Source organism: Vibrio wakamikoensis (assembly GCF_050337275.1).
GTDB classification, from domain to species: Bacteria; Pseudomonadota; Gammaproteobacteria; order Enterobacterales; family Vibrionaceae; genus Vibrio; species Vibrio chaetopteri.
The window spans coordinates 40,737-65,232 of sequence record NZ_JAKJST010000029.1 but is presented as its reverse complement, the minus strand read 5'-3'; the positions used below and the strand labels follow the sequence as shown (position 1 = coordinate 65,232).

At 45.7% G+C, this 24,496-nt stretch carries 23 protein-coding genes; 10 read left to right on the top strand and 13 right to left on the bottom strand.

The window, feature by feature from the left end; translation table 11 throughout:
- Window positions 1-6: 6 nt before the first annotated feature.
- On the bottom strand, window positions 7-357 hold the full coding sequence (locus L4C42_RS17555; protein WP_353498843.1) for a hypothetical protein: 351 nt from the start codon (window positions 355-357) through the stop codon (window positions 7-9).
- Window positions 358-430: 73 nt separating this feature from the next.
- Complete coding sequence (locus tag L4C42_RS17550) at window positions 431-1,636, bottom strand: peptidoglycan DD-metalloendopeptidase family protein (RefSeq protein ID WP_429761499.1); 1,206 nt, start codon at window positions 1,634-1,636, stop codon at window positions 431-433.
- Window positions 1,637-2,237: 601 nt separating this feature from the next.
- Here L4C42_RS17550 and L4C42_RS17545 point away from each other — a divergent pair.
- Window positions 2,238-3,842, top strand: coding sequence for a BCCT family transporter (locus L4C42_RS17545; RefSeq protein ID WP_353498842.1), 1,605 nt, complete (start codon window positions 2,238-2,240; stop codon window positions 3,840-3,842).
- A 125-nt stretch (window positions 3,843-3,967) separates the two neighbouring features.
- On the opposite strand, the gene L4C42_RS17540 is transcribed toward L4C42_RS17545, so the two are convergent.
- Together L4C42_RS17540 and L4C42_RS17535 are read right to left on the bottom strand one after the other, a co-directional pair.
- Window positions 3,968-4,267, bottom strand: a complete 300-nt coding sequence (locus tag L4C42_RS17540) for an isoamylase early set domain-containing protein (RefSeq protein WP_353498841.1) — start codon at window positions 4,265-4,267, stop codon at window positions 3,968-3,970.
- Window positions 4,268-4,404: 137 nt separating this feature from the next.
- Window positions 4,405-5,031 carry a hypothetical protein gene (locus L4C42_RS17535; RefSeq protein ID WP_418642574.1) on the bottom strand — a complete coding sequence of 209 codons (627 nt, stop codon included), beginning with the start codon at window positions 5,029-5,031 and terminating at the stop codon, window positions 4,405-4,407.
- A 298-nt stretch (window positions 5,032-5,329) separates the two neighbouring features.
- On the opposite strand from L4C42_RS17535, the gene L4C42_RS17530 reads away from it, so the two are divergent.
- Both L4C42_RS17530 and L4C42_RS17525 read left to right on the top strand, forming a co-directional pair.
- Window positions 5,330-6,700, top strand: coding sequence for a YjiH family protein (locus L4C42_RS17530; protein WP_353498839.1), 1,371 nt, complete (start codon window positions 5,330-5,332; stop codon window positions 6,698-6,700).
- A 239-nt stretch (window positions 6,701-6,939) separates the two neighbouring features.
- Window positions 6,940-8,103, top strand: coding sequence for a conjugal transfer protein TraF (locus L4C42_RS17525; protein ID WP_418642576.1), 1,164 nt, complete (start codon window positions 6,940-6,942; stop codon window positions 8,101-8,103).
- 79 nt (window positions 8,104-8,182) lie between these two features.
- Here L4C42_RS17525 and L4C42_RS17520 read toward each other — a convergent pair whose 3' ends face one another.
- On the bottom strand, window positions 8,183-9,280 hold the full coding sequence (locus tag L4C42_RS17520; RefSeq protein ID WP_418642577.1) for a carbohydrate porin: 1,098 nt from the start codon (window positions 9,278-9,280) through the stop codon (window positions 8,183-8,185).
- A 621-nt stretch (window positions 9,281-9,901) separates the two neighbouring features.
- Between L4C42_RS17520 and L4C42_RS17515 the strand changes: the two genes are divergently transcribed.
- Window positions 9,902-10,081, top strand: coding sequence for a hypothetical protein (locus L4C42_RS17515; RefSeq protein WP_353498836.1), 180 nt, complete (start codon window positions 9,902-9,904; stop codon window positions 10,079-10,081).
- An 81-nt stretch (window positions 10,082-10,162) separates the two neighbouring features.
- Here the strand turns inward: L4C42_RS17515 and L4C42_RS17510 are convergent, their stop codons facing one another.
- The 4 genes from L4C42_RS17510 to L4C42_RS17495 all read right to left on the bottom strand — a co-directional run bounded on the left by L4C42_RS17510 (window position 10,163) and on the right by L4C42_RS17495 (window position 14,958).
- A complete protein-coding gene (locus L4C42_RS17510; RefSeq protein ID WP_418642578.1) occupies window positions 10,163-11,590 on the bottom strand; it encodes a sucrose-6-phosphate hydrolase in 1,428 nt (475 codons plus the stop codon).
- A 79-nt stretch (window positions 11,591-11,669) separates the two neighbouring features.
- Window positions 11,670-13,031, bottom strand: coding sequence for a PTS transporter subunit EIIC (locus tag L4C42_RS17505; protein WP_418642579.1), 1,362 nt, complete (start codon window positions 13,029-13,031; stop codon window positions 11,670-11,672).
- Between the two features lie 196 nt (window positions 13,032-13,227).
- Window positions 13,228-13,944, bottom strand: a complete 717-nt coding sequence (locus L4C42_RS17500; protein ID WP_418642580.1) for a GntR family transcriptional regulator — start codon at window positions 13,942-13,944, stop codon at window positions 13,228-13,230.
- 6 nt (window positions 13,945-13,950) lie between these two features.
- On the bottom strand, window positions 13,951-14,958 hold the full coding sequence (locus tag L4C42_RS17495; RefSeq protein WP_429761468.1) for a substrate-binding domain-containing protein: 1,008 nt from the start codon (window positions 14,956-14,958) through the stop codon (window positions 13,951-13,953).
- A gap of 182 nt (window positions 14,959-15,140) precedes the next feature.
- Between L4C42_RS17495 and cscK the strand changes: the two genes are divergently transcribed.
- The 6 genes from cscK (at window position 15,141) to L4C42_RS17465 (ending at window position 20,885) form a co-directional block, all read left to right on the top strand.
- Window positions 15,141-16,061, top strand: a complete 921-nt coding sequence (cscK, locus tag L4C42_RS17490) for a fructokinase (RefSeq protein WP_418642582.1) — start codon at window positions 15,141-15,143, stop codon at window positions 16,059-16,061.
- A gap of 156 nt (window positions 16,062-16,217) precedes the next feature.
- Complete coding sequence (locus tag L4C42_RS17485; protein WP_353498830.1) at window positions 16,218-16,820, top strand: 2OG-Fe(II) oxygenase; 603 nt, start codon at window positions 16,218-16,220, stop codon at window positions 16,818-16,820.
- A gap of 237 nt (window positions 16,821-17,057) precedes the next feature.
- Window positions 17,058-17,702, top strand: coding sequence for a Crp/Fnr family transcriptional regulator (locus L4C42_RS17480; RefSeq protein ID WP_429761465.1), 645 nt, complete (start codon window positions 17,058-17,060; stop codon window positions 17,700-17,702).
- Window positions 17,703-17,785: 83 nt separating this feature from the next.
- A complete protein-coding gene (locus tag L4C42_RS17475; RefSeq protein WP_353498828.1) occupies window positions 17,786-18,154 on the top strand; it encodes a hypothetical protein in 369 nt (122 codons plus the stop codon).
- A 13-nt stretch (window positions 18,155-18,167) separates the two neighbouring features.
- Complete coding sequence (locus L4C42_RS17470; protein ID WP_429761463.1) at window positions 18,168-18,929, top strand: hypothetical protein; 762 nt, start codon at window positions 18,168-18,170, stop codon at window positions 18,927-18,929.
- Between the two features lie 375 nt (window positions 18,930-19,304).
- A complete protein-coding gene (locus L4C42_RS17465; RefSeq protein WP_353498826.1) occupies window positions 19,305-20,885 on the top strand; it encodes a S8 family peptidase in 1,581 nt (526 codons plus the stop codon).
- A 65-nt stretch (window positions 20,886-20,950) separates the two neighbouring features.
- On the opposite strand, the gene napH is transcribed toward L4C42_RS17465, so the two are convergent.
- From napH to L4C42_RS17445, 4 genes are all read right to left on the bottom strand, one after another.
- Window positions 20,951-21,796, bottom strand: coding sequence for a quinol dehydrogenase ferredoxin subunit NapH (gene napH / locus L4C42_RS17460; protein WP_418642587.1), 846 nt, complete (start codon window positions 21,794-21,796; stop codon window positions 20,951-20,953).
- Window positions 21,796-22,563, bottom strand: coding sequence for a ferredoxin-type protein NapG (napG, locus tag L4C42_RS17455; protein ID WP_418642588.1), 768 nt, complete (start codon window positions 22,561-22,563; stop codon window positions 21,796-21,798). The genes napH and napG overlap by 1 nt, the downstream gene beginning before the upstream one ends.
- 323 nt (window positions 22,564-22,886) lie before the next feature.
- On the bottom strand, window positions 22,887-23,393 hold the full coding sequence (locus L4C42_RS17450; protein WP_418642589.1) for a bactofilin family protein: 507 nt from the start codon (window positions 23,391-23,393) through the stop codon (window positions 22,887-22,889).
- Entirely contained in the window at window positions 23,297-24,250 is a 954-nt protein-coding gene (locus L4C42_RS17445; protein ID WP_353498822.1) for a M23 family metallopeptidase, read from the bottom strand. The genes L4C42_RS17450 and L4C42_RS17445 overlap by 97 nt, the downstream gene beginning before the upstream one ends.
- Window positions 24,251-24,496 lie beyond the last annotated feature (246 nt).

Genomic DNA, 24,496 nt, shown 5'->3' with positions numbered 1-24,496 from the left:
TAACGATTACGAACGTTTTGGCTGACGGTAAGTTTTACCTGCTGTCTTGTAAGTATCGCTTTGCTTGATTTCAAACATCACATCGAAGAACCATGCGACAAACTTAATCACGTCGTCACCTTCGTTCATGATGTGCTCAGCGTACTCTTGCTCTTCACCATTATCATCAACGTCGTTAAATACGTGATAGATACGCTCTTCACCATCAACTGTCGCCAATGCGAACTGACCTGTTAGGCTCTCTGCCGCTTCTTTGACTTCTAGGTTTTCAGAGCTTTTCAGCTTGCTCAATGCGTCTGGAAGTGTTTTCAACTCACACAGCTGCATGACCAGCAGCTGAAATTCTAATTGTTGCATGCATTACACCGTTATTATTTGCAGACCAAGTGTTATTTGCAGACCAAGCCGCAGCACTTAAAAATCTTAGAGATTATAGGCTCGCCAGTTTGGTCTCTTGTTTCTCAAGCATAGCGTCCAGTTCGTCTCGACGCGCGATAAACTGCTTGAGTTCGTTTTTCGGGACAGAGTCTGCCATAGGAATGTTAGCTCGCATAGCATTTACTGGCCTTCCACGGGAAATCAACTCGTAATGCAAATGTGGGCCGGTGACTCGACCTGTTGCACCAGACAAACCAATTCGAGTCCCTCGTGTCACTTTCTGTCCTTTCTTCACTAAGATTTTACTCAAGTGAAGATAACGCGTTTTGTACGGACCACCATGATCCACAACCACGTACTTACCTGCGTATGGGTGATTGCGCACCATAGCTACAACACCATCACCCGTCGTATAGACATTGGTACCGGTGCGAACGCCAAAGTCCGTACCATTATGTGGAGAAACACGCCCGGTCACTGGGTGACGACGATTTGGGTTAAAGCCAGAAGTAATGCGGTGGTTTTTCACCGGATAACGCATAAACGCACGCTGCAAACTATCGCCTTTTGCATCGTAGTATTGACCGTTGGTATGCAGGTAAGCTGAGTACATCGCGCCGCGGTTGAAGATCTTAATCGCTTGGATCTCCGAATTCCCAGTTGGGGTACCATCGACAAATTGGCTATTTTTCACCACTTCAAAGCGATCGCCAGCACGCAAGTCACGCGTGAAGCTGATCTTATCTTTTAGCAAGGTCACGACTTGGTCGATTTCTCTTGGGTTAAGCCCGAGTTTATTCGCAGAGGCAGAGAAGCTGCCGTTGATACTACCAACCATAGCGGCGCTTTCCCATTCACCCGGGATCGAAATATCTTTGAACTCGTAGCTTCCATCATCTAAGCGAGCATACACTGCTTTTTCAGCGACACTACGGCTAACTTCAAGTTTGCTTAGCGTACCGGTCGCTTCACTTTGCCAAAAGCGCAATCTGTCGCCCGGTCTTAAAGTGTCGAGCACAAGGAAGTTCAAGTCGGTTTCCATTACAGACATCATGTCACTGTAAGGAAAACCCAGTTGGTCAAAGATCTGGCTTAGGCTATCACCAGATTTTACTTTGTAAGCGTATTTAGGTGGCAATTCAGCTTTTGGCGGTTCTTCAGAAAGCACAGCAACGACTGGAGAATCATTGAGGTTAAGATCAATGGTACCCTTCATATTTGAGTCAGGTAAGCTGTGAAGAAAAGCAAACGCTGCCATAAAAGGCAGTCCAAAAGCGATGCTTGTTTTGAGTTTTCGAGACGGATTCTTAGCCGTGGTTGATCCGCCTGCTGGTTGATTCGATTGCACAATGGTTCCGATGCATGTCGTAAATTGAGCCAATAGAGTAATCGTTTCCTATTTTAAATGCACCCAAATGTCGGGAAAAGTCAGGTAAAACATGTGATGAGAGTGTAAAAAAGCGACGTTTGTCATCTATTCAATCTCGCCCATTTTTCAGGCATCAGTTCCAAGATTATCTAACTGCTTGAATTTACTTGAACAGCGTAGAACTGCGTGAAAGAAGAGCTTTATCGGCAACTTATGTGAAAATTCTGGCGACGTTCAACACTTGCTCTATCGCAGAATTAGTAGCATATCAATGCCTTTAATTACACTTTCTATTCATATCCATCCCCATATGATTGCCTAGATATGATAGAATTGTCAGCTCAGGATTAGATGTAAAACGGATAATTTCATCATAAACCTCTGATTGAAAATTGTTTTAGTCACAGGAATTTCGAATTCTAATCAGTAGTTCAATAAACATGGAGTTGGTCTTTATATTCGTCTACACGAATATGTAAACCTCATAATTATGAGTTTCAAATCTCAAAAATACAGTATCGATTCAACTGACTATCAAGTCGGCCAAGACAACATCACTAAGTGGGGCATGGATGTCCACAATACAGTTTTCACCGCTTCAGCGGGTCTATCCATCCTCTTCATTGTCACTCTTTTAGTTCTTTCCCCTGCAGATGCCAAAGCTGCCATTGACGCCGTTAAAGCCGCAGCGCTATCTAAGTTCGATTTCGTCTTTATGTGGGGCGCGAATATCCTTCTGATCTTTGCGATCCTTATTGCCCTATCACCGCTGGGTAAAATTCGCCTAGGCGGCGACAATGCCACAACTGACTATTCCACTTTATCCTGGATTTCAATGTTATTCGCCGCAGGTATGGGTATCGGCCTTATCTTCTGGGGTGTGGCTGAGCCTACCGCATTCTTCACTAACTGGTTCGGTACGCCGCTCAATGCGGAACCTTTCACGCCAGAAGGCCGTGAAGCAGCATTGGGAGCTACCGTATTCCACTGGGGATTGCACGCGTGGGCTATTTACGGAATGACGGCTCTCTCGCTGGCCTACTTTGTTTATAACAAGGGGCTTCCTCTTTCTATGCGCTCTGTGTTCTACCCTCTATTGGGAGACCGAGTATGGGGACGTGTGGGTGACATTATCGATGTGATGGCAGTTCTGGTTATCTTGTTTGGTCTTGCTACGTCACTTGGACTGGGCGGCTCACAGGCGGCAAGTGGTATCAGCCACGTATTTGGTCTAGAGAACAGCCTATTGCTCCAAATTGCTATCATTCTGACCATCATGGGTTTAGCTATTGTATCCGTTGTACGTGGCATGGATGGTGGTGTTAAGGTGCTTAGTAACCTCAATATGATCATTGCCTTCGTCTTCCTTGGTGTCATGGGTATTTTGAACTTCACTACCGTTCTAGATTCTGTGACTACATCGATTGTGGGTTATGTGAAAAACATCATCCCGCTGAGCCAAACTGCTGGACGTGAAGATACCACATGGCTGCACGGCTGGACGGTCTTCTACTGGGCTTGGTGGGTTGCGTACGCGCCATTCTTCGGTATGTTTGTAGCACGCATCTCGAAAGGTAGAACCATTCGTGAGTTCCTAGTCTGCGTACTTGTCATTCCAACGATCGTTACAACTGCATGGATGTCTTTCTTCGGTGGTATTGCAATCCAACAGATCATCGACAAAGTTGGCCTACTTGGCATGGAGCAGGGAATCACAGATGTCTCACTAAGCTTGTTCTACATGCTTGATGCTTACCCTATCGGCAATATTCTGTCGCTGATTGCGGTCGCGCTAATCGTTGTGTTCTTTGTGACCACATTGGACTCTGGCTCTATCGTTGTCGATAGCATGACGGCAGGTGGCAAACTTGAGCTACCAATCAAACAGAAGGTTGTTTGGGCTGTAATTTCTGCTGTCATTGCCATGGTCATGCTATGGATTGGCGGTACAGACTCCATTCAAGCGCTGCAATCCATAACCATCATTGCTGCACTGCCGTTTACTCTTATTCTGATATTAGGCTGTGTGAGTCTTCTTAAAGGCATGTTGACTGAGGTTGAAAAGCCAGAAGTAGCCCATAACAAGCCCAACTAGCGCTTAAGAGGTAAGCCGATTTCGGTTCACTTTAAATCGCGATGATTAAAAAAGCCGCCCACTGAATAAAGTGAGCGGCTTTTTTTAATTGTAACGTCGAGTATCGCCTATGTATCTATAAAGAATTACGCTTGCGCGGTTTTAACAATACAGTTGTCAGCGCCAAAACCGTTCGGGACATACTGGTCTGCTTGAGCGTCGTTTACCCACTCACTTTCGTTTACTAAGTAACGGAACTGAAACTCCGCATCTTTTGGCAAACGAGTTTTGTACTTAAAGGACTTCGTCTTGGCGACCTTTTTCATTGGGGTCGGTTGCCAATCCAAGAAGTCAGCCATCAAAACCACACTGTCCACATTGGTCGCATCTAACTCAAAGGTGACTTCTACTTCATCTTTTGTTTTAAAAAAGCGCTTATTAATCATCGCAAGCTCCATTTGTCTAAAAATAACAACATCAAAAGTCCATGTTATGTAATTAATGTCACATTCTCAAGTGTGCATTTCGCAACCATTTATTTCCAAAAGCTATAGGAGGGATCACGGTCGGTGTAAAAAACTGGCTAACAACCGACCCATTTGAACGACTTCGCTTCACACGTTAGAGTCTCATTTTCATCAGGCGCTTCACTCATCGACTGGTACTGCCCGTGAATCTTAAACGCCAGTGTCATCCGATCGTCCATTCTTGTGAGCGTTAAAAGTTCTATTCGATCGCCGGCAAACTTCGCATCAGATAGAATCACTCGCTGACGTGAACTGTCCCATTTGAATAGCCCGAGGTAATAGAACACGCCGGAGCCTTGGTTACTCACAGCAAACGGAATAGCAATTCCCGCAAGAGACTTCCCGTCATAAATTGCCTGCTGGTAACGGTAAAGAAGGTAAACATTACCTCGCTCCATACCATCATCGTAACTTCCTGCTGCGACCTGTTTCTCCGCATCGATATCTGTTAGTAATGAAAACGCACTCGTCTCTGGCACTTGAATCGTCCAAGGGTTCGGCACTTGAAGACCCAATATTGCTTCAACAACAGGATCTGCTTGTAAGCTTTGCTGCGAAGGGAATTTAGCAAGTATCTCTTCATCAGAAAGGGAAAACCGATAGACTCCCGCCACGATAACAACGGCGAGTAAACAAAGAGGGATCAATAGAATCAGGGGTACTGGGAGCTTCTTCCTAGGCATTGTTATAATTCTCAATAACTTATTCAATCATTACAGTTTAGCGCGTTCTTGAAAACGCCGAAAGCATCAATCCCCACTATACTTTGTGCATACTCACACCAACACTCACCATACATTCTGTTGCGTATTATTGGTTATTGTAGAACCATATAGTGAATAATTACCCTTAAATGATGAATAGTATTGCCAGCATTCAAAAAAAAGAGTAATCTTGCGCTCAATGCACAAATATGGATGTTTAGTGAATAAATAGGCGAAGGACGTCGTCATTATTAACTAGTTGTAACACGAGAGAAAAATGCAAAATAGTGCTCAATCTGTGCCGGAAAGCGGCAAAAAAGGCAATTTCTGGATGTTCTTCATCCCGTCTTTAATCGGTCTATTCTTGTTTATGGCCCCAATCAGTTACGATGGCGGTCTAACTATCCCTGTTGCTGTACTTGCTAAAGCTTTACAAGCGGCAGTGGGCGACTTCATTGTTCCGTTAGTCACAGCAATCATTGCAGTGATGGCAGCAGCGTCAGTCTTGTCACGCATTTTTAAGCCTGCTTTCATTACTAACAATGAATTTTTAAACGGTTTGTTTAACCCAACACCAATGTGGCTTGCGGTTCGCGTTATCGGCGGTATCGCGGTACTCATGACCTACTTCCAAGTGGGTCCTCAAGCCATTTGGGAAGAAAACACGGGTGGTCTAGTGCTAGAAGGCCTTCTACCGACGCTATTTGCCGTGTTTATTTTCGCGGGTCTTCTTCTACCACTTCTATTGAACTTTGGCTTGCTTGAACTGTTTGGTGCACTACTGAGCAAAATCATGCGCCCAGTGTTCAACCTACCAGGTCGTGGCGCTATCGACTGTATGGCTTCTTGGCTAGGTGATGGTAGTGTGGGTATCCTTCTGACCAGCAAACAGTATGAGAACAAGTTCTACACCATGCGCGAAGCGGCGGTGATTGGTACAACATTCTCAGCAGTATCTATTACATTTAGCTTGGTTGTTATTGCCCAAGTTGAGCTTGAGCACCTATTCCTACCTTTCTATGGCGCAATTTGTTTGGCAGGTATTGTAGCGGCGGTCATTATCCCTCGCTTGCCACCACTGCGTAACAAGAAAGACCTATTTATCGATGGCACTAAACCATCAGCAGACGCAGAAGTCACACCAAAAGGCCACACCACGTTCTCTTGGGGTTTAGATCTAGCGCTGCAGCGTGCTGGTACAGTGACATCGGCCAAGTCCGTATTCGGTGAAGGCGTGAAGAACGCTGTCGACATGGTATTTGGCGTACTGCCTGTCGTGATGGGGCTTGGTACTGTAGCTCTTGTTATCGCTGAGTACACATCGGTATTTGAGATCCTAGGAACACCATTTATTCCTTATCTAGAACTACTTGGCGTACCTGAAGCCGTAGCGGCTTCAAAAACGATGGTTGTTGGCTTTGCTGATATGTTCATCCCATCGATTCTCGCTGCATCGATTGATAACGAAATGACGCGTTTTGTCATCGCAGCCATGTCGGTAACTCAGCTTATCTACATGTCAGAAGTCGGTGCCCTACTGCTTGGTAGTCGCATCCCTGTGAATATTTTTGAGCTGTTCGCTATCTTTATTCTGCGTACGCTGATCACACTGCCTGTGATCGCTGGTGTCGCGCATTTAATCTTCTAAATCGCAGACCACTTTTTCTCTTGATGAGGCTCACCTTTTTAGGTGAGCCTTTTTTTATTCCATAAAAACAACATGATGTGTCGTTTACTTTATATAAATATCAATTATCATATGCTCGCGTGTGAATAACTCACAGCAAAGCAGTGGCGTGCTCTTTGCAGAACTCCGGCAAGGAAGTACGTAAAGATAAGACTCATCGGATAATGAGTACTAATGCGAATGAATCGCAGGACATAATAATGAAAAATATCACTAAAGTGGCCGCCATCGTTTTGGCAGCCACCACTCCAACTATATCGAATGCAGCTAACAATATGATCGAAGCGCGCGGCGCTGCCATGGGTAACACTGGCGTAGCCTCGGCTGACTATCTAACGGCAGGCTTATACAACCCAGCCTTAACGGCATCATACAAGGATAGTGACGATGTTGGTCTACTACTTCCAACATTTGGCGTAAGCGCTCGCGATACTGATGAAAGTATCTCTACGCTTGACGATCTACAGTCGTTGATCGACGAGTACGAGAAAAACCCGTCAGGCGAACAAGCAAAGCTAATCGAAATCAACCGCCTACTTGATCAACTCGAAGGTAATAAACCGACTACGGTGAGTGCTAACGTAGGTTTTGCCGTTGCAATTCCATCGAGCCTAGTATCTAGTAATCTCTACGCTCGTGGCTATGCAGAAGCGATTGCAGCGCCATTAATTGAACCTAACCAAGGTGATGACCCAGCTGACGTTGAAAAGCGTTACATGGACTCTGAAGTTCAAATGCAAGCTTTTGCTAGTGCAGAGCTCGGCCTAGCGCTAGGCAAAAACTTCACCATTGCCGATCAAGATGTCTCGTTTGGTATCACGCCTAAGTTTCAAAAGCTGCGTACGTACGCATTAATCGCAAGCGTGCAAGACTTCGATGCTGACAATGCAGAAGATAGCATGGTTGAAAAGAGCGCTTTTAACTTCGATTTGGGCGCAGCATGGCACTATAACAACTGGCGCCTTGGTCTATCGGTTCGTGACCTCATTCAACAAGAGATTGATGTACAGACCTACGAAGGGACCAAGATTGATACATACAAGCTAAACCCGATGGCAACCATTGGTTCTGCATACAATGGCGAGTTCGTAACCGTTGCGGTCGACATTGAACTTACTAAGCAAGAGCGCTTTGCTAGCCTAAACGATGAAACTCAGTTCCTACGTTTTGGTATCGAGGGTAATGCTTGGGACTGGGCACAGCTTCGCGCAGGTTATGAGATCGACATGCAAGACAACGTCGACAGTGCCATCACTGCAGGTATTGGTTTGAGTCCGTTTGATGTGGTAAGTCTAGATATTGCGGGCAACTACGCTGGTAGCAATCAATTGGGCGCATCTGCGAACTTAGCATTTACGTTTTAATTGCTAAGCAAATAGAAAAAACGGAGCGATGATCGCTCCGTTTATGTATTTGGCAGTTCTGTTCTATACGACTAAGCGCTTAGAAGAAGTACTTGAAGCGTACACGAACACCTTTATCTGTATCTTCCTCAAACACTTTCGCAGTTGTTTGGTCATCAACTTTCGTGTAGTAAGCACCTAGGTAGATTGAGAAATCATCTACTTCTAGCACATCTGCAAACTCGTAAGATGCGTAAACCGTGTCTACTTTCGCTTTACCTTCAGTGTACGTTAGCTTTTTGTTTTCGTACTCGTTGTTCGCATGGATATAACCAAGACCGAAGCCTTTGTATAGCGCGTTCAAACCAACAGTCATGTTGTCTTCGTCAACTGCGTCCATGTATGCAAAGTTTGCAATCAAGTTCCAGTCAGCTGTCGTGTAGTTAGCAGTCACACCGTAACCCATACGGTCAGAGACATCTACACCACTATCAGTAACAACCGCGTCTTTAACTAGGTTCGTTTCTAGAGACGCTGCGATGCCGAAGTTACCCGCTTGGTAGCCAACTACAGGACGAATTAGTACAGAGTCTTTTGTTTTGCTTTGGTCAATGGTTGCACCGTGGTATTTACCGCCAGTAAATAGGTCTGAACGGTCACCAATCATAGAACCTAGCTCAACGTATAGGTTGTTAAAAGACTGGCTGTACATGATTTGGCCGTCAGAACCACGACCACGTGCTTCTTTCATTTGGTATACATATGGTGCTCCATCAGAAACTAGTTCGTTTGAAGTATCACCAGAGTACTCTAGGAACGTATCTTGACCTACAGGGAACATGTCGAATGCTTCAAAACGACCCATACGTAGGTTCCAGCCATCTTGTGCACCAAACGCAAACCATGCATCGTCCAGTGCGACGTCACCGTTGCTTTGCATCAAAGGTTGAACATTTACTTGAAAAACATGGCCGTTGTTTGTGATGCGCTCGCCAGCAAACTCAAGAAGAATACGACCAGATTGGTTGAATTCGTTGTTCTCTTGACCTTCGCGGTCTTGGAAGTTGAAGTCAAATTCAACGTCACCACCGATAGAGAAGTTACCAGTCTCGTTATCTACGATGCTGATACCCGCGTTTGCACCCATAGCAGCAGAAACCAAAACTGCAGCTAGCGATAGCTTAAATGTATTTTTCATTATTAACCCCAGGGATTGTAATTAACTATTTTTTTTATATTTAAAAGCGTTCTGTTTGTAGTGAATGAGAAGGGATAAACCTAGCGCCTCATTCACACGTCACATCAAACAAAAAACTTGAAATCATTTATCGAATGAACGAGGGCAATTTTGGGCAATTTCATTCACACCATCAATCCTAATAAGTTAAAAATGCCTATCTAAATCACGCTTTTAGATAAATACAAAAGACGATAAAAATCAAAAACTTATATATAAATAAATATCCATTTAGCTTTAAAAACATTTATTGACTCAATTTATATGAACTTTAATTGAATTAACGGTCTTACAGTGATGCTTGTCACAATTACAGATTGATAAAAATATTAATTATTTGTTTAAATTGCAGGCTGGGCATGTAACACAAATGTAATTGTTATTTGCGTGTCGACATAACAGCAGTTAACTAACAAGTTGTACAGATGCACCGCGATCAAGGAGAACTCGCTACAACACCTCTTGATGCCAACTTCTCGGTCGTGCCGTGGTCAGACAAGGCACATCGGCCTGCAAATAAACTTGCTATTAGGCGCATATGGTCTAAGTTAACAATATGAAAGTAATTGAGGAGTGAGTCGCATGAATCAAACGTTGGAGCAGGACATTGTTGACGCCATTCATCATTTAGATACTAACCAGCTTAGAGACGTAAAATCGTTTGTTGAACGCATATCGAGCGAGAAGCAGATTAAAGACTTGGTCACTGAAGAAGAGCTGGCCATGATACTCAAAGTCAGTGCAAGTAAGCAGCGCTGTTAAAGCTCGCTCCCCAGAATATAGACAAAACAAAGGCCAGCATTTGCTGGCCTTTGTTATTGATAACGAGAGCGTCAAATATCACTACTGATACTGAAGTCCCTTTAGATAATGAATCTTCCCTTCTGCACCCGTTAGCAGGAGCTGACTAAGCTGCGCTACGAACAGACGTGACGTAAACACCGTTTCCCCGTCATCACAGAAGATTTCAATACTCGAGTTATCGACAAACACTCTGACTCGACTCTGAGTACTCAGGCGCTTAGCAAAACGTACCGTACCAAACTCAGCAGCGTGTACTTCTGTCACACCGGTTCGATCCAGAATCCACTCTTCTTTATTGCCCGAGAACACCATTTTGTCGCCATTGTCATTGGCAAGTTCAAGGCAGAAACTGCTTTCAACGGATAGCTCTAGCTCAAATGCAGCACTACTCAATGTGTTGCTCGTCGTTAACGGTTGAGTGGTGTGTCTTAGTGCTTTAAGCTCTTCTAGCGGTTGCTGAATCAGTTTATTACCGCGAATCGTCACTTCTCTTGGCAGCGTGAGCATGTGAGCCCAATAGTTTTTATCGGTTGGGTATTCACTTTTAGAATTGCCAAGCCAGCCAATAAGAATTCGCCTGCCTTTCGGGTCTAAGTAGGTTTGAGGGGCATAGAAATCAAACCCCTTATCCAGTTCAAAGTAGCCTTGGTTTTCAAACACACGCTTCTCGGTATCGATAGGTTTGCCCACGATATAGACCACAGAAAAGACGTTCTTTAAGTCGTACTTACTCTCAGACGTCACGCCTTGAGGCGAGAAGATAAACACTCCCTTATCATCTTGCTCATAATAATTTGGACATTCCCACATGAAACCAAAGTTATCGAGGCCAATATCGACATTACCAAGGTATTGATAGCTATCGAGAGCTGAGCCTCCATAGATTGCCAGCTTTCCCTCATGCTGATGGCTTTCAGCGCCAATCAACATGTAATAATCATCACCACGCCGAATCGTGACAGGGTCACGCATATTATGCGTGTAGTGCTCTGAGTTGAAATCGACCACTACCCCTTTTTTCTCGACGTTGCCTTCTTTATCCATGACCGCCAATACCTGTGTCGGATGACCTGTGTCTGGCTCAGGTACAAAGTGCCCGGTATAAAGAAGGTTCATTCGATCATTTTCAACGACCGCTATTCCAGTGTGACAACCATGTTGGTCATAATCTTGATCTGGATAGAGCGCGACACCTCGGTCAGTAAAGTGCACAAAATCTTTCGTCGACACGTGGTACCAATGCTTTAAACCATGCACCGGACCAAGCGGGAACCACTGATAAAAGATATGGTGCTCGCCGTTAAAGTAGCAAAGACCATTCGGGTCATTGACCAACCCATGCTTTGGCGCAATGTGATAGCTTGGATAATAAGGATCCTGTTTGGTGAGCTTCGCAATATGCTGCAAATACTCATCCGAAACTTCGTCTAGCCTAACCATACGGTTTTGACGGTTCGAAAAATCCATAACGACTCTCTTTAAAACTCAAAATAAAAAAATCCCCTCATGTGACTCGCTCATCCATGAGGGAATAAAAATCAATGTGTTAGTTTGTTTCTTTGTAGAACAGTTTGGTCATTGCGAAGGCAACCAACGCAGCAACCAGCATAACAACAACATACATGCCTAGACCGCCGCCCAAGTAAAGCAACATGCCCGGAAGCATTGTAGCGCCCGTACCTGCTGAGCCAATACCCGCAATCGCACCGATACAGCCACCAATCGCACCACCCACACAGCCGTACAAGAATGGCTTAACACGAGGTAAGGTCACGGCAAACATCGCAGGTTCAGTGATACCAAATAGTGCTGGCAGCGCCGCGCCAAACATGCCTGACTTTTTCACCTTGCTGGTTTGCATGGTCATCACTGCCATCGCCGCGCCAAATTGGCCAGCAATCGCCGCCGTACCGAGCGGGTTGATGTAATCGAAACCTGTCTCAGTCACCATCGCGATCGTAATTGGAACAATCGTATGGTGCATGCCTGTCACAGCCATAAACTGAATGGCGCCGCCGTAGATGAGACCACCTATGCCGTATGGGATTTGCAGGAAGTAAACCACAATATCAGTAATGAACTTCTCAATACCTAATAGCAACGGGCCGACAAAAACCAACCCTGCAATCAGTGATACAAGAAGCGTGATGAACGGGGTAAGGATCAGATCCAATACCTCTGGCACATATTTACGAGACGTCTTTTCAACCATAGCGGCGAACCAGCCCATAAATACAGCAGGTAGAATGGAGCTTTGCAGACCTGTCACCGCAATTTCGAAGCCCATAAATGGAATCATTAGCGCTTCAGCGTTACCAAAGGCGACATCCCATTTGTTCGCCAGCTGCGGTGCCACCAGCATCAATCCGAGCACAATACCCAATACCGGGTTGCCACCAAAGACGCGCATCGCTGACCAAGTGACCAAAACAGGGATAAAGATAAAGGCGGTGTCGGTCAATACCTGAGAAAGAGTCGTCAGTTGCGGCGAAAGTTCAACGCCAAACCCGCTGACGATCAGTCCACGCAGTCCCATGAGCAATCCCGTTGCAACGAGTGCAGGGATAATCGCAACGAAGATGTCTGAGAAAGTTCGAGTAACGCGCTGAAACGTGCTACCCGATGCTTCCTTCTTAGGTGCTGCACTTGTGTCTACTTCACCATTGCCAGTGAGCTCAGCAAACACTTTACCCACAAAGCCGGTACCTAGAATGACCTGATGTTGGCCATTCTTAAAGAAGTAACCGTGAACTCCCTCTGTTTCGCCTAGCTTTTCAGCGTTAACTTTTAAGTCGTCCTTGGTGACGACGCGAAGACGCGTTGCGCAGTGCGTCAACTGTTCGATGTTGCCTTCACCACCGAGCAAGTCCATAACTTGCGATGCGACAACTTTTGCATTTCTTGCCATGGTTCCGTTCTCTCCTAAGAGCACAAAATAGTAACCTGTATTCAACGTGTATTAATGTAATACAGGTAAAATACAGGATAAACCTTTTTGTTGTATTGAACGTGAGAAACGTGCTTGTCATCACAATCAATAATAGATAGAGGGCATATAAAAAAACCACCTTATCAAAAGGTGGTTTTATTGATCTTGGTAGAAACTAGAGCCTCGCTACTATCTCAAAGTCATAGACACTCGACTTATAATAGACAATGGAGTACTCATACGGCTCAGTCTCACTGCGATAGTTAATCGATTCGTTGATCAAGATCGGCTCAAGCGCTTCAACTGATAACTTATCTTGTACGAACTCACTCGGCAATGACGGCTTGATCTTTTGATGCGTTTTTACCATCTCGATGCCTTGCTCTTTTAAATAAGCAAACTTAGATCCAGACAACACCTCTTTATTGAGGTCAGGCAGCAGTGCAACCGGAATGTAGAAATCTTCATAAGACACGACATCGCCATTGACCACACGCAAACGCCCGCAGCGATACAGTTCAGAATCCCGCTCAACCAACAGTTTTTCGGCCAAGGCTTCATCGGCCACGGTCTTTTCGAAATGAACAACTTGGTTGCTCGCTTCTAAGCCTGCACCTTGCAATTCCTGCGCAAAGCCCGCCATACCCAAAAAGTCATGTTTGAGTTTTTGAACCGCAACATAAGTCCCCTTCCCTTTTTCAGAAACGGTATAGCCGATATACGCCAACTGACCAAGTGCTTTGCGCACTGTAACGCGGCTAACACCCAAGCTGTCTACTAACTGACTCTCAGAGGGCAACTTGGAACCTTGTGGGTATAGCCCATCATCAATACGTTGTTTGAGCGTATCGGCGATCTGTATATAGAGAGGTTGTAGTAATTTCGAGTCCATGTGGTGCTAGCGTCTCCGATTATGAATGTGAGCAGGGATGCTCATCTTGCTTTTATAGTCCTTATTAGACAGCGTCTTTTGCAAACAATCAAACGTCTTCACCGCCAACTGTTGGCAATCTTGCTCGATAGAGTCGATTTGCAGTGGCAAACAATCGAGCACGGAATAGTTATCAAAGGTAGCTATGCGCATCGGTTGCTGGGCGGCATCTGCCATTAGGTTGTGCTCATTTAGATACCTGAGCACCCCCTCTAATAGTGAGTAGGATCCAGTAAATAGTGCAGCAGGGAGCCGACCGAGATTCTCAACACAGCTTTGCATCATCTCATAACCACTTTGAGGCTGATAATCTTGGTTAAAGACAAGTTCAGGTTGCAGCGACCGTGCCCCCTCTTGAACAGCATCGACGAAGCCTTGATAACGCTCTCGGCTAGGAGATAAAGAGAGTTGTCCGCCGATAAACGCACATTCAGACACATCTTTTACCAGTGCAGATACAATAGTTTTCGTGGAATCATACGCATCCGTCGTTATCTCACTATAGCGCTCGGACTCCACCTCTCGGTCAAAAAACACTACTGGAATATCTTTGATATGACTTTGATAATAGTCATCGCTATCTAAGCATGAGGCCACCATCATGCCATCAACTTGGCGTTCAATAAGGTTCGCCACCGCTTTTTGCTCTTGCGAGGGATCGTCATCGGTAGAAGCAATTAAAAGCTGATAACCCGCGTTTAAGCACAACTGTTCCAGTACTTTCGCAATCGTAGCGAAACCCATATTGGTAAGGTCTGGGATCACCAAGCCAAAAGTTTGAGTCTTTTTCGACTTGAGCGCTCTGGCATAAACACTGGGCGAATAGTTATGCTCCTCAACGACACGCAGCACGCGTGCCACCGTCTCTTTATTAATGCGGTGTTTTTCTGCATGTCCATTCAGCACAAAACTGACGGTCGATTTAGAGACCGCAGCTAATTGTGCGATATCGGCCAATTTTAGCTTTTTGCTCATCGCGTTCTACTTATGCTTCCTGCTTGTTGCGTCTTATATAGAGAAGATCTTCACTGCGGATCGTGATCGTGCTTCAGATCACAATTTTTAGCGCCGCTATCATAGTGTCTATTAAAACACATTTTCTTTGCTAAATCGATTTAGTAAACTCAAAACAAATCGATTAGTACAGGAAATTTGTTATGAGTAAGGTTTGGGTAACTGGCGATGCCGTTGTAGATTTGATTCCTGATACGGACACGACGTATCTAAAATGTCCCGGCGGCGCTCCTGCAAACGTCGCTGTTGCGATCGCTCGACTCGGTGGTGAGACCGGCTTTTTTGGTCGTGTTGGCCAAGATCCACTTGGTCGCTTCATGAAGCAAACACTTGGTGCAGAAAAAGTGAATACTGACTTTATGCTATTGGATGATGCCCAGCGCACGTCAACGGTTATCGTTGATCTTGATGAATCAGGCGAGCGCAGCTTCACCTTTATGGTTAAGCCAAGTGCCGATCAATTTATGCAAGTAAGCGACATTCCTGAGTTTAGCGCAGGCGAGTGGCTGCACGTTTGCTCTATCGCTCTTGCTAATGAGCCAAGCCGCAGCGCGACGCTGGAAGCGATGAAACGCATTAAACAAGCTGGCGGCTTTGTCAGTTTCGACCCAAATCTTCGCGACGAAGTGTGGGGTGACCAAAGCCTCATCAAGCCTGTGTGCCAGCAAGCCATTTCTCTGGCCGATGTGGTTAAGTTCTCAGACGATGAACTGATGCTCCTAACTGAAACCGACAACCTTGACGCCGGTATCGCAGCGCTCGGTGAATACAACAATACACTTGTGCTCATTACTCAAGGCGCAAAAGGCGCATTGGTTATTCGCGACAATGAGCAACAACTCATTGCGGGCACACCAGTCAAACCCGTTGATACCACAGGCGCAGGCGATGCGTTCGTTGGCGGCCTACTGACTCGCTTATCTAAAACAGCAGATTGGATCAATGATGAAACAATCGTAGATGCGGTTCGCTGGGCAAACGGCTGCGGCGCTTTGGCGACAACACAAAAAGGCGCAATGACCGCGCTACCAAGTGAGCAAGCCCTTATCGATTACATCAAGTAGTCTTGTGCCCCTTGCTGCGGTAAGGGGCGACTTCTTCCCTGTTATACCTCGCCTTTTTTTCTCAAGCGTTATCGTCACGATAAACAACCTAAATTGAAGCACACTGTCTATTTCTTTATAAAGCGCCCTCCCAGTTTCTAACAACGATGGTGCATCATGCAAACACTGATCGACAACCTGACCCAACATGGCTATTTCGTTTGGGATGACTTTCTCTCAACCGAGCAGGTTTCAGCTCTCAAAGAGTGCTTACCTGAAGAGTGGAACAAAGCGCGTATTGGTCGTAATGATGATGTGGCGCGTGAAAGTACCATTCGCAGTGACAAGATCTGTTGGCTTTCACCCGATCTTGGCGATCCGGTAGGGCAATTTCTTAGCAAGATGGAAATCATTCGCCAAACTGCAAACCAACACTTTTTCTTGGGGCTATTTGAATATGAAGCGCACTTCGCCAAATATGAGAAAGGCGATTTCTATCAAAAGCATCTTGATTGCTTCCGTGGCAACGAGAACCGCCGCCTGACGACCGTGTTTTACATGAATGATGAGTGGACAGACGAAGACGGCGGCGACTTAGTGGTTTACGATCTTGATGACAATGAAATCACTCGCATCAAGCCTAAGTCCGGCCGTTTGTTTGTGTTCTTCTCAGAAATGTTCCCTCACGAAGTTCTGCCTACACAACGCGAGCGCTTTAGTATCGCTGGTTGGTTTCGAATTAATGGCGTGAAAGACAACGTTCTTGATATCGCTCGTTAAGCCTCCTCCTACTCTATCCATCTAACACACTAGCAAGTTCTTTATCAAGAATTTGCTAGAAGTGTCCGCTAGCGGATACTCTTCTCCCTCCCCATCTCTTACACTCTCTCACATCAACAAGAAACACCCGCTATTAGCCTCTATAATTTTTTTAGACGACATCAAAAAGGGGCAGCGATGACAAAGACAGTCTGCAGTAAACAAATTCGATGGACGACCTCCTTATCAAGTGAGCTATTGAGTGACCTTGAGTTCATCGCTGAGCGCACAATGCTGTCTAATCAGAGCATTGCTGGCGCAAGCTTGATTAATAAAGGCGTTAACTTTGTTGAAAAAGGGACACTGGCGATTTGCATTCAAACGCCAAACTTGAAAACAGCAAACTGTTTACTGGTGGGTGAAGGAGGTTGGTTTGGCAACTATATTGATGATGCTCATTCCTTGTCCTCATTTATCATGATTGAGATCGAACCTTGCAGCATCGTTCATTTTAGCAATCAAAAACTGACGCCAATTACTCGCAAGAACAATGAGATTTTCAAATGGTTCTACTCACTCACATTCGAATCTCGAGAAAAATGGCTACAAAGCCAAATAGTCAACAATGCCAATATTACTGAACGGATCGTCTATCAGTTGATTGAAATCTTAGCTCATATTAGTAGTAAAAGCATGCCTATGGAAATAGCAATTTCCCAACAACAATTAAGTGATATGACAGGTATTGCAAGACAAAGAGTTAATGAAGTGATGAAAGAGCTAGAAAGAAACCAAATGGTTTCACTGCACCGCGCTAAAATTATTATTAACTCAATTGAAAAACTAGCTCGTTATTTAGACGATATGGATCTCAGCATTCGAGATCCACGAAATATTATTTAATACCTAGTACCATCGGCCTTTTGGCCGCGTTTACCACCAAACAATCAGGGTCTCCTGAGGACTCACTTTATCTGAAGGTTACTATGCCATTTATCTACGCTATAGCAGTTAATACCGATACAAAAGACGATGTAAACAAAAAGCTCCGGGTCAATGGCCTTGAGGGTGAAGTCGTCGTAGATAACGGTGGCAATGTTTATATTTGCCCACAAATAAGCACAACTAAGTGGATGTATTATCCAAAATCAGAACAGCGAAATCATCGTAAAGATACACGCTGGGACTCGATTTTAGAAACAACATTACTGTTCATGGAAAAGCACTACATTATCTCAGTGGATGATAGGCACCCTACATGGTTAGATATCGACAGTCTATTCCGCTGTCCGAAGATGGAATTATATATTGAAAGCTTAGATTTAATATCTAGCCGTCATAGCTACCACAATTAATCGAGATTTTACTATGAAATTATTCAACTACATTCCACACTCATTATTTATCTTTGCCCTTGGTTCACTTTATGGCTGCGGCAATTCGACACCTCAAATTAATGAGCCTGAGATCATGACAACCTCATCCATGAAAATTCGTACATTCGATCTCATTCAGAATCACTCCGGCTTCGCAATTCATGATGTTGTTGCTCAAACTCACTCTCAGCATAAGTACCACTTGCTGAAAGATCATGTCCTAAGTCATTCAAGTCTTCTGACCACCGTTCACTTTAGCGAACCGATTGACTCGCTCCACCCGTTTACCATCAGTTTATTGGATAGAAACCTACAAATTAAACGCGCAAGCACCCAAATAGACATCGTTGATGACGCTTTTTACTGGGTATTTGCTATTGGTGATGTCAGTGCAAGTCAGTATTCACTCTACGCAATGACCAGGCCTGATATCACACCTGTTGACGATAGTGTTCCACTGTTTATTGTTGATACAACCTTACCTCAACACAGCATGGCACAACTTAAGGTGACTGATAGTGATTTGTCACTGCAAACGTTGTTACTCGACTCGCCAACACAAATTAACTTACCAAAGGATATTGGCGACTTTTCCATCGAAATAAAACACAGCGAATCCAATACGATTCTCTGTGAGAATCTACTCTCTAAATATACCCACCTATATAGAGAGGAGGTGATTCACTGGCAAGATGGACAATGGTTAGTGGTTGTATCCGGTAATGAGCAGTGCTCTCTTCATCTTATCTATTAGACTATAGTGTCGCGTATGGGTCTTGTAGTGAGCACTGACCCATATACTGCCTATTCATTCAATAAAACTGCAAGAATAGTAGTTTAAAATATTAATAAACATCCTTTATAAACAATAACTTAATCAATAAACACCCAGTAGCACATAAATTTCATCACTGCAGAATAAAGCTGTTTTTTATGATACCTATCGCAGCCATTGGTACAAACCCCATGAAATGCACTTGAGTGCATATATTCTTCACACGTTTCTCATCGGTTTTGACTAGCTTGAATTTCGTACGCGAGCTGCACAGCTGTTTCAAGCACTCGCACTGTCAGTTATCTCAACGCTGACTTTATTCAATAATTCGATAACTTTTGAATGGAACACAATATGTTAAAGACATTTTTGACCTTTTCTATCGCATCGGTTTTTGCGATCAACTCTAGCTACACCCTAGCTGAACAAAACCTTGCAACTCCAGAGTTACAACAAAATGAGGTATTAGCACCGCTAGTCACAGCATCAGCAGACACTGCGCTTAGCGATCAATACATCGTGGTACTCAAGCAACCTATGACGCTAAGTAACGATCCTATTGCGTTACAACAGTTCACAGAGCAGACCGTTTCCGGTCTGGCTACCCAGCATTCATTTGAGATAGAAAAAGTCTTCAATCGCTCGCTAAGTGGCTTCGTTGCCACACTTACCGCCGAGCAATTGTTAGAATTGCGTGGCGATCAGCAAGTCGAGTTCATCGAGCAGAACCAGGTCATTACACTGGATCCGATATTCTCAACCAACGCCAATCAAAGCAACGCTATTTGGGGACTGGATCGTATTGATCAGCGCGATCGCCCACTAAACAGTAACTACAGCTACAACTATGATGGCAGCGGTGTGACCGCATACGTTATCGATACGGGTGTCACCAACACTCACCCTGAGTTTGGTGGCCGCTCGCGCTCTGGTTACGATTTTGTCGACAATGACAGTGATGCCACCGACTGTAACGGCCATGGTACTCACGTCGCTGGCACCATTGGCGGGGCGCAATATGGTGTCGCAAAAAACGTTAATATCGTCGGTGTCCGCGTGCTTAGCTGTACCGGTTCTGGTACCACTGCTGGCGTTATCAGTGGTGTAGACTGGGTGGCGGCAAACGCATCTGGGCCTTCGGTTGCCAACATGAGTTTAGGAGGTGGCGTATCTACGGCACTTGATCGCGCTGTTGCTAGTGCCGTGCAATCAGGGGTGAGCTTTATGCTCGCTGCCGGCAATGATAATGCCAATGCTTGTAACTCCTCCCCTGCTCGAGAATCCAGTGGCGTCACCGTGGGCTCCACCACCAGTAATGATGCACGTTCAAGCTTCTCTAACTGGGGCAGTTGTGTCGATGTCTTTGCGCCGGGCTCAAGCATTAAGTCTGCTTGGTATGACGACAGCTACAAGACCATTAGTGGCACTTCGATGGCAACGCCGCATGTCGCTGGTGTCGCAGCACTGTATTTGCAAGAAAACGGGTCACTCTCACCCGCTCAAGTGGCCGCTAAAATCAGTGAGCGTGCGAGCATCAACAAGATAAGCGATACCAATGGCACCGTGAACAAACTGGTTTACAGCCTCACCGATAGCGGTTGCGGCAACGATTGTGGCGGCCAGACACCAGATGGTGAACTCAAGAACGCGACACCCGTGAGCAACATTTCTGGCGGTCGCGGCGAGCAAAAGCAGTATTACATTGATGTCACTGCTGGACAGCGTTTGAGCGTCACGATTTCAGGTGGCTCTGGCGATGCCGATTTGTACTTGCGCTATGGCTCGGCCCCAACGCTCAGCAGTTGGGAATGTCGACCTTATCGCTACGGTAACCAAGAAACCTGTACCGTAACGAGTACAAAAAACGGCCGCTACCACATCATGCTTAACGGCTACACCAGCTTTAGTGGCGTAACGCTAGAAGCGCGTTATTAACTCAGCTTTTTCATCTAACCAATGAGTTATGAAAAACGCCAGCCTTCAAGGCTGGCGCTATTGTATTAGTCCGCGTTAGGCCGAACTTTAAACTCAAGGACTTTCGGCACACAAACATCAATGCAGCGTCCGCAACTGATGCAGTCCTGACTCATTACCCGCTTGTCACCCGCTTTTAGTGGCTGTCTAAGTACATCCGGCTCTGGGCAAACATTATAGCAGTCCATACACTTAGTACACGCTTCGCGGTGAGTGGCTTTTATACGTATTGGACTCTTACGACCAATCACACCATAAGTTGCTCCAAGCGGGCACAGATGCCCACACCAACCGTGTTCGACCAGCACCAAATCCAACAAGAACACCAACGCAATAAGGATCCAACCTGCGCCCATCCCAAATACCAACCCACGATGCAGTGTCGCGACAGGATCCACCCACGCCCAGAGCAGCGATCCCGATACCGCACTGCCAAGTAAGATCACGGGGATCAACCAGTAACGTATTGTTGGAGACCACTTGAAACTGGTTTTGAGATTCAGCTTACGGCGCAGCCATGCCGCCATATCCGTAACGATATTTAGGGGACACACCCAAGCGCAAAACGCGCGAGGAGCTAGCAACGCATAAAAAACCACAACGACAGTGACACCAATTAGTGCATTCACCTCTGGCCAATGTCCGGTAACTAATGTTTGCAGAACCAATAAAGGATCACTCAGCGGAACTGTACCTAGCAGCATGCTAGACGACAAATTGCCCTGTAAAATACCCCACGTAGGCCCCATCATAAATAAGCCAATTATCGAGAACTGACACAACCTACGTAGAATCAGAAATCGATGAGCGCGCCACCAGCCAAGTTCACGGATAGCATCATTACCAGCATCTTTAGCGAGATTCTTAGCCATTATTTTCTCCCGTCATTGATGCGAATATGCTCAGTTGGTGCAATTTCCGGCGTTTCAGGGAAGGTACCATCTCGCAGCTCAACCTGTTCTTCCCAGCCAAGCTGATAATGATCCCCCATGTAACCCTTAGCGAGTTCAATCGGAACCACTTTGATAACAGGTACCTCAGTCACGCAGGCTTGCTCACATTTACCACAGCCCGTGCAAGCATCGGAATGAACGGTAGGGATGAACATCGCATGATAACCAGTTCGCTGGTTACGAATCGGCTCAAGCGTGATTGCTTTATCTATAAGAGGACAGACGCGATAACACACATCGCATCGAAGCCCTTGCCAGTTGAGGCACTCCTCATGATCAATCAGCACCGCGAGCCCCATCCGCGAGTCATCAATGTTAGTCAGCGCATGGTCTAGAGCACCGCTTGGGCAGGCTACGACACAGGGAATGTCTTCACACATCTCGCAAGGAATATCGCGCGCGGTAAAATATGGCGTTCCAGAAGCAACGGGAGAGAGCAATGTGGCGAGTTTCAGTGTGTCATAAGGACAGGCTTGAACACAAAGACCGCATCGTAAACACGCTTGGTCAAAGTGATTGCCTTCCAATGCGCCGGGCGGACGAATAGGCACGCCACCACTGGTTCTGGCTTGTCCTTGCTTGGATTGAAGTCCTAATACGGTCGCGGCTGCGCCGACACCGACCGCGGTTCGAGCGGCGTCGCGAAGAAATCGACGTCGACTCTGTGAAGTTTTCTCTGGTGACATATACTCCGCCTTATCAGTGATGAATAAATGGCATAAGGCTATCCCATAAAATTAATGGGAAATCTGTCATTTGGAATAGTGCTTTATGGTTATACCTAACCTCGCTTGATTTCGGTCAAGAAAGGCTGGTTACTTAGATCACATTACGACATTTTGGGTATGCCAAACGTTCCAGCCCACAATAGGTGACAACGTCACTAGGATAGGTTAGCACTGACATCCCAATACAAAGTATAGCGTATTGAACGTCGCGAAAAGGACATGTCAATCGAAGAGGAAAGGCGCCTCAATAGAGGCTTGAGGCGCGATAAAATTGTTTTGAGCTATGCCGTTTTCACCGCTTTAGCCGCTGGCTTAGCTGCCGGTTTCACTTGATTTGCACCTGATGCCGATGCAGATTGCGGTGAACTTTTGGACGCTGGAGATGGTGTACTGGCCTCTTTCTTAGCTTGGCTAGTTATAGTCACCACTTCTTTCTCAGGCAGTTCAGCGGTTTCACCAAAGAACTTGCCACCCGGTTCAATGCTTAAATTGTTGCTCCACACTTTGCCTTTGACACGGCCATTTGCCAGAATCTGGATCTGCTCCGCGTGGCAATCGCCTTCCAGTATGCCATTGACAATCAATTGCTTAGCATAAACTTCGCCTTTTACTCGACCAGATTCAGCCACCACCATCACACCTTCAATGTGCAACTGACCCTCAACGATACCATCGACTTGTATGTCGTTTTCTAGTTTGAGTTTTCCGCTAATAACACAGCCTTTGGCGATGAGAGTTGAAGCTGCTGAGCGACTCTTTGTTCCACTGTTTTTACTAAAGATTCCCATCGTATTGCTCGCTCCTTTTTAAAGATATCTTCGAAATCGTTTACGCCCCACTCCACGAACGGCTTAGGGTCAAGTGCTCGCCCAACAAAGCGAACTTCATAATGCAAATGTGGACCCGATGACAGGCCACTGTTACCAGAAATGGCAATGAGCTCTCCCTTACGGACGAACTGTCCCGGGCGAACTTTAAAGCCCTTTAAGTGAGAGTATGAACTGGAGAAACCGAACGAATGCTGCAACCTAAGAAAGTTACCCGACCCTTTCTTACTGCGTCTTGTCACTTCAACCACGCCATCCGCTGGCGCGTAAATTTTTGTGCCAGTATTGACCGCAAAGTCCATACCTCGGTGCATTTTTAGTTTGCCCGTCACCGGGTGCTTTCGCTTACCAAACTGTGACGAGATGCGCTCTTTACCCACCGGTGAACCACTTGGGATCTGGTTGAGCATCGTCATACGCACGTTAGAGTGAATCGCCGCTACATCAAGTCTTGAATCTAAGTCGATATTCTCTGGTGAGTCGGCTACGCCCAATACCTTTTCCAAATCTGCTAGGCGCTCTGACACTAGGCTAATTCGCTCTTCACGCTCAGAGAGATCTTGTTGCAATGTCTGCTTAAGATCTTGCAGGTTGGCCAACTCGTCCCCAAGCGTTTGTGATTCACTGGCAAGCTCCGCCTGCTTTAACTCCGCGTAATCCACCACCTGATACAAGTGCTGAATAAGTAGCACGGCCCCTAGCACTAACACCAGCCCGATCCCCGCCAAGCTCTTTAAGCTGCGACGCATCGATTTACTTAGCTGCCAGTGGGAGGAGCCATTAATCGTTGAAATTGAGATTGTGAGTTGATCTTTCATGATAGTGCAGTGTTCCATAACGCGGTGGCAGCCTTTGCCGTGTTCCTAATTGATAATCTACGAAATCCCTATATCAGGTACTAGTCAGAAGCGGCAAAAGAGTGTCAATACGTGATGTGGTTTCAGACAATTTAGAAAAAACTATATTACGTTTAACAACCAGTTAAAAACATCCGCAACAAATTCTTCTGCCTATGTCGTAGTAAAATTCACAATCGCTGGCGTTGTGATCATAATGGCAGTGTA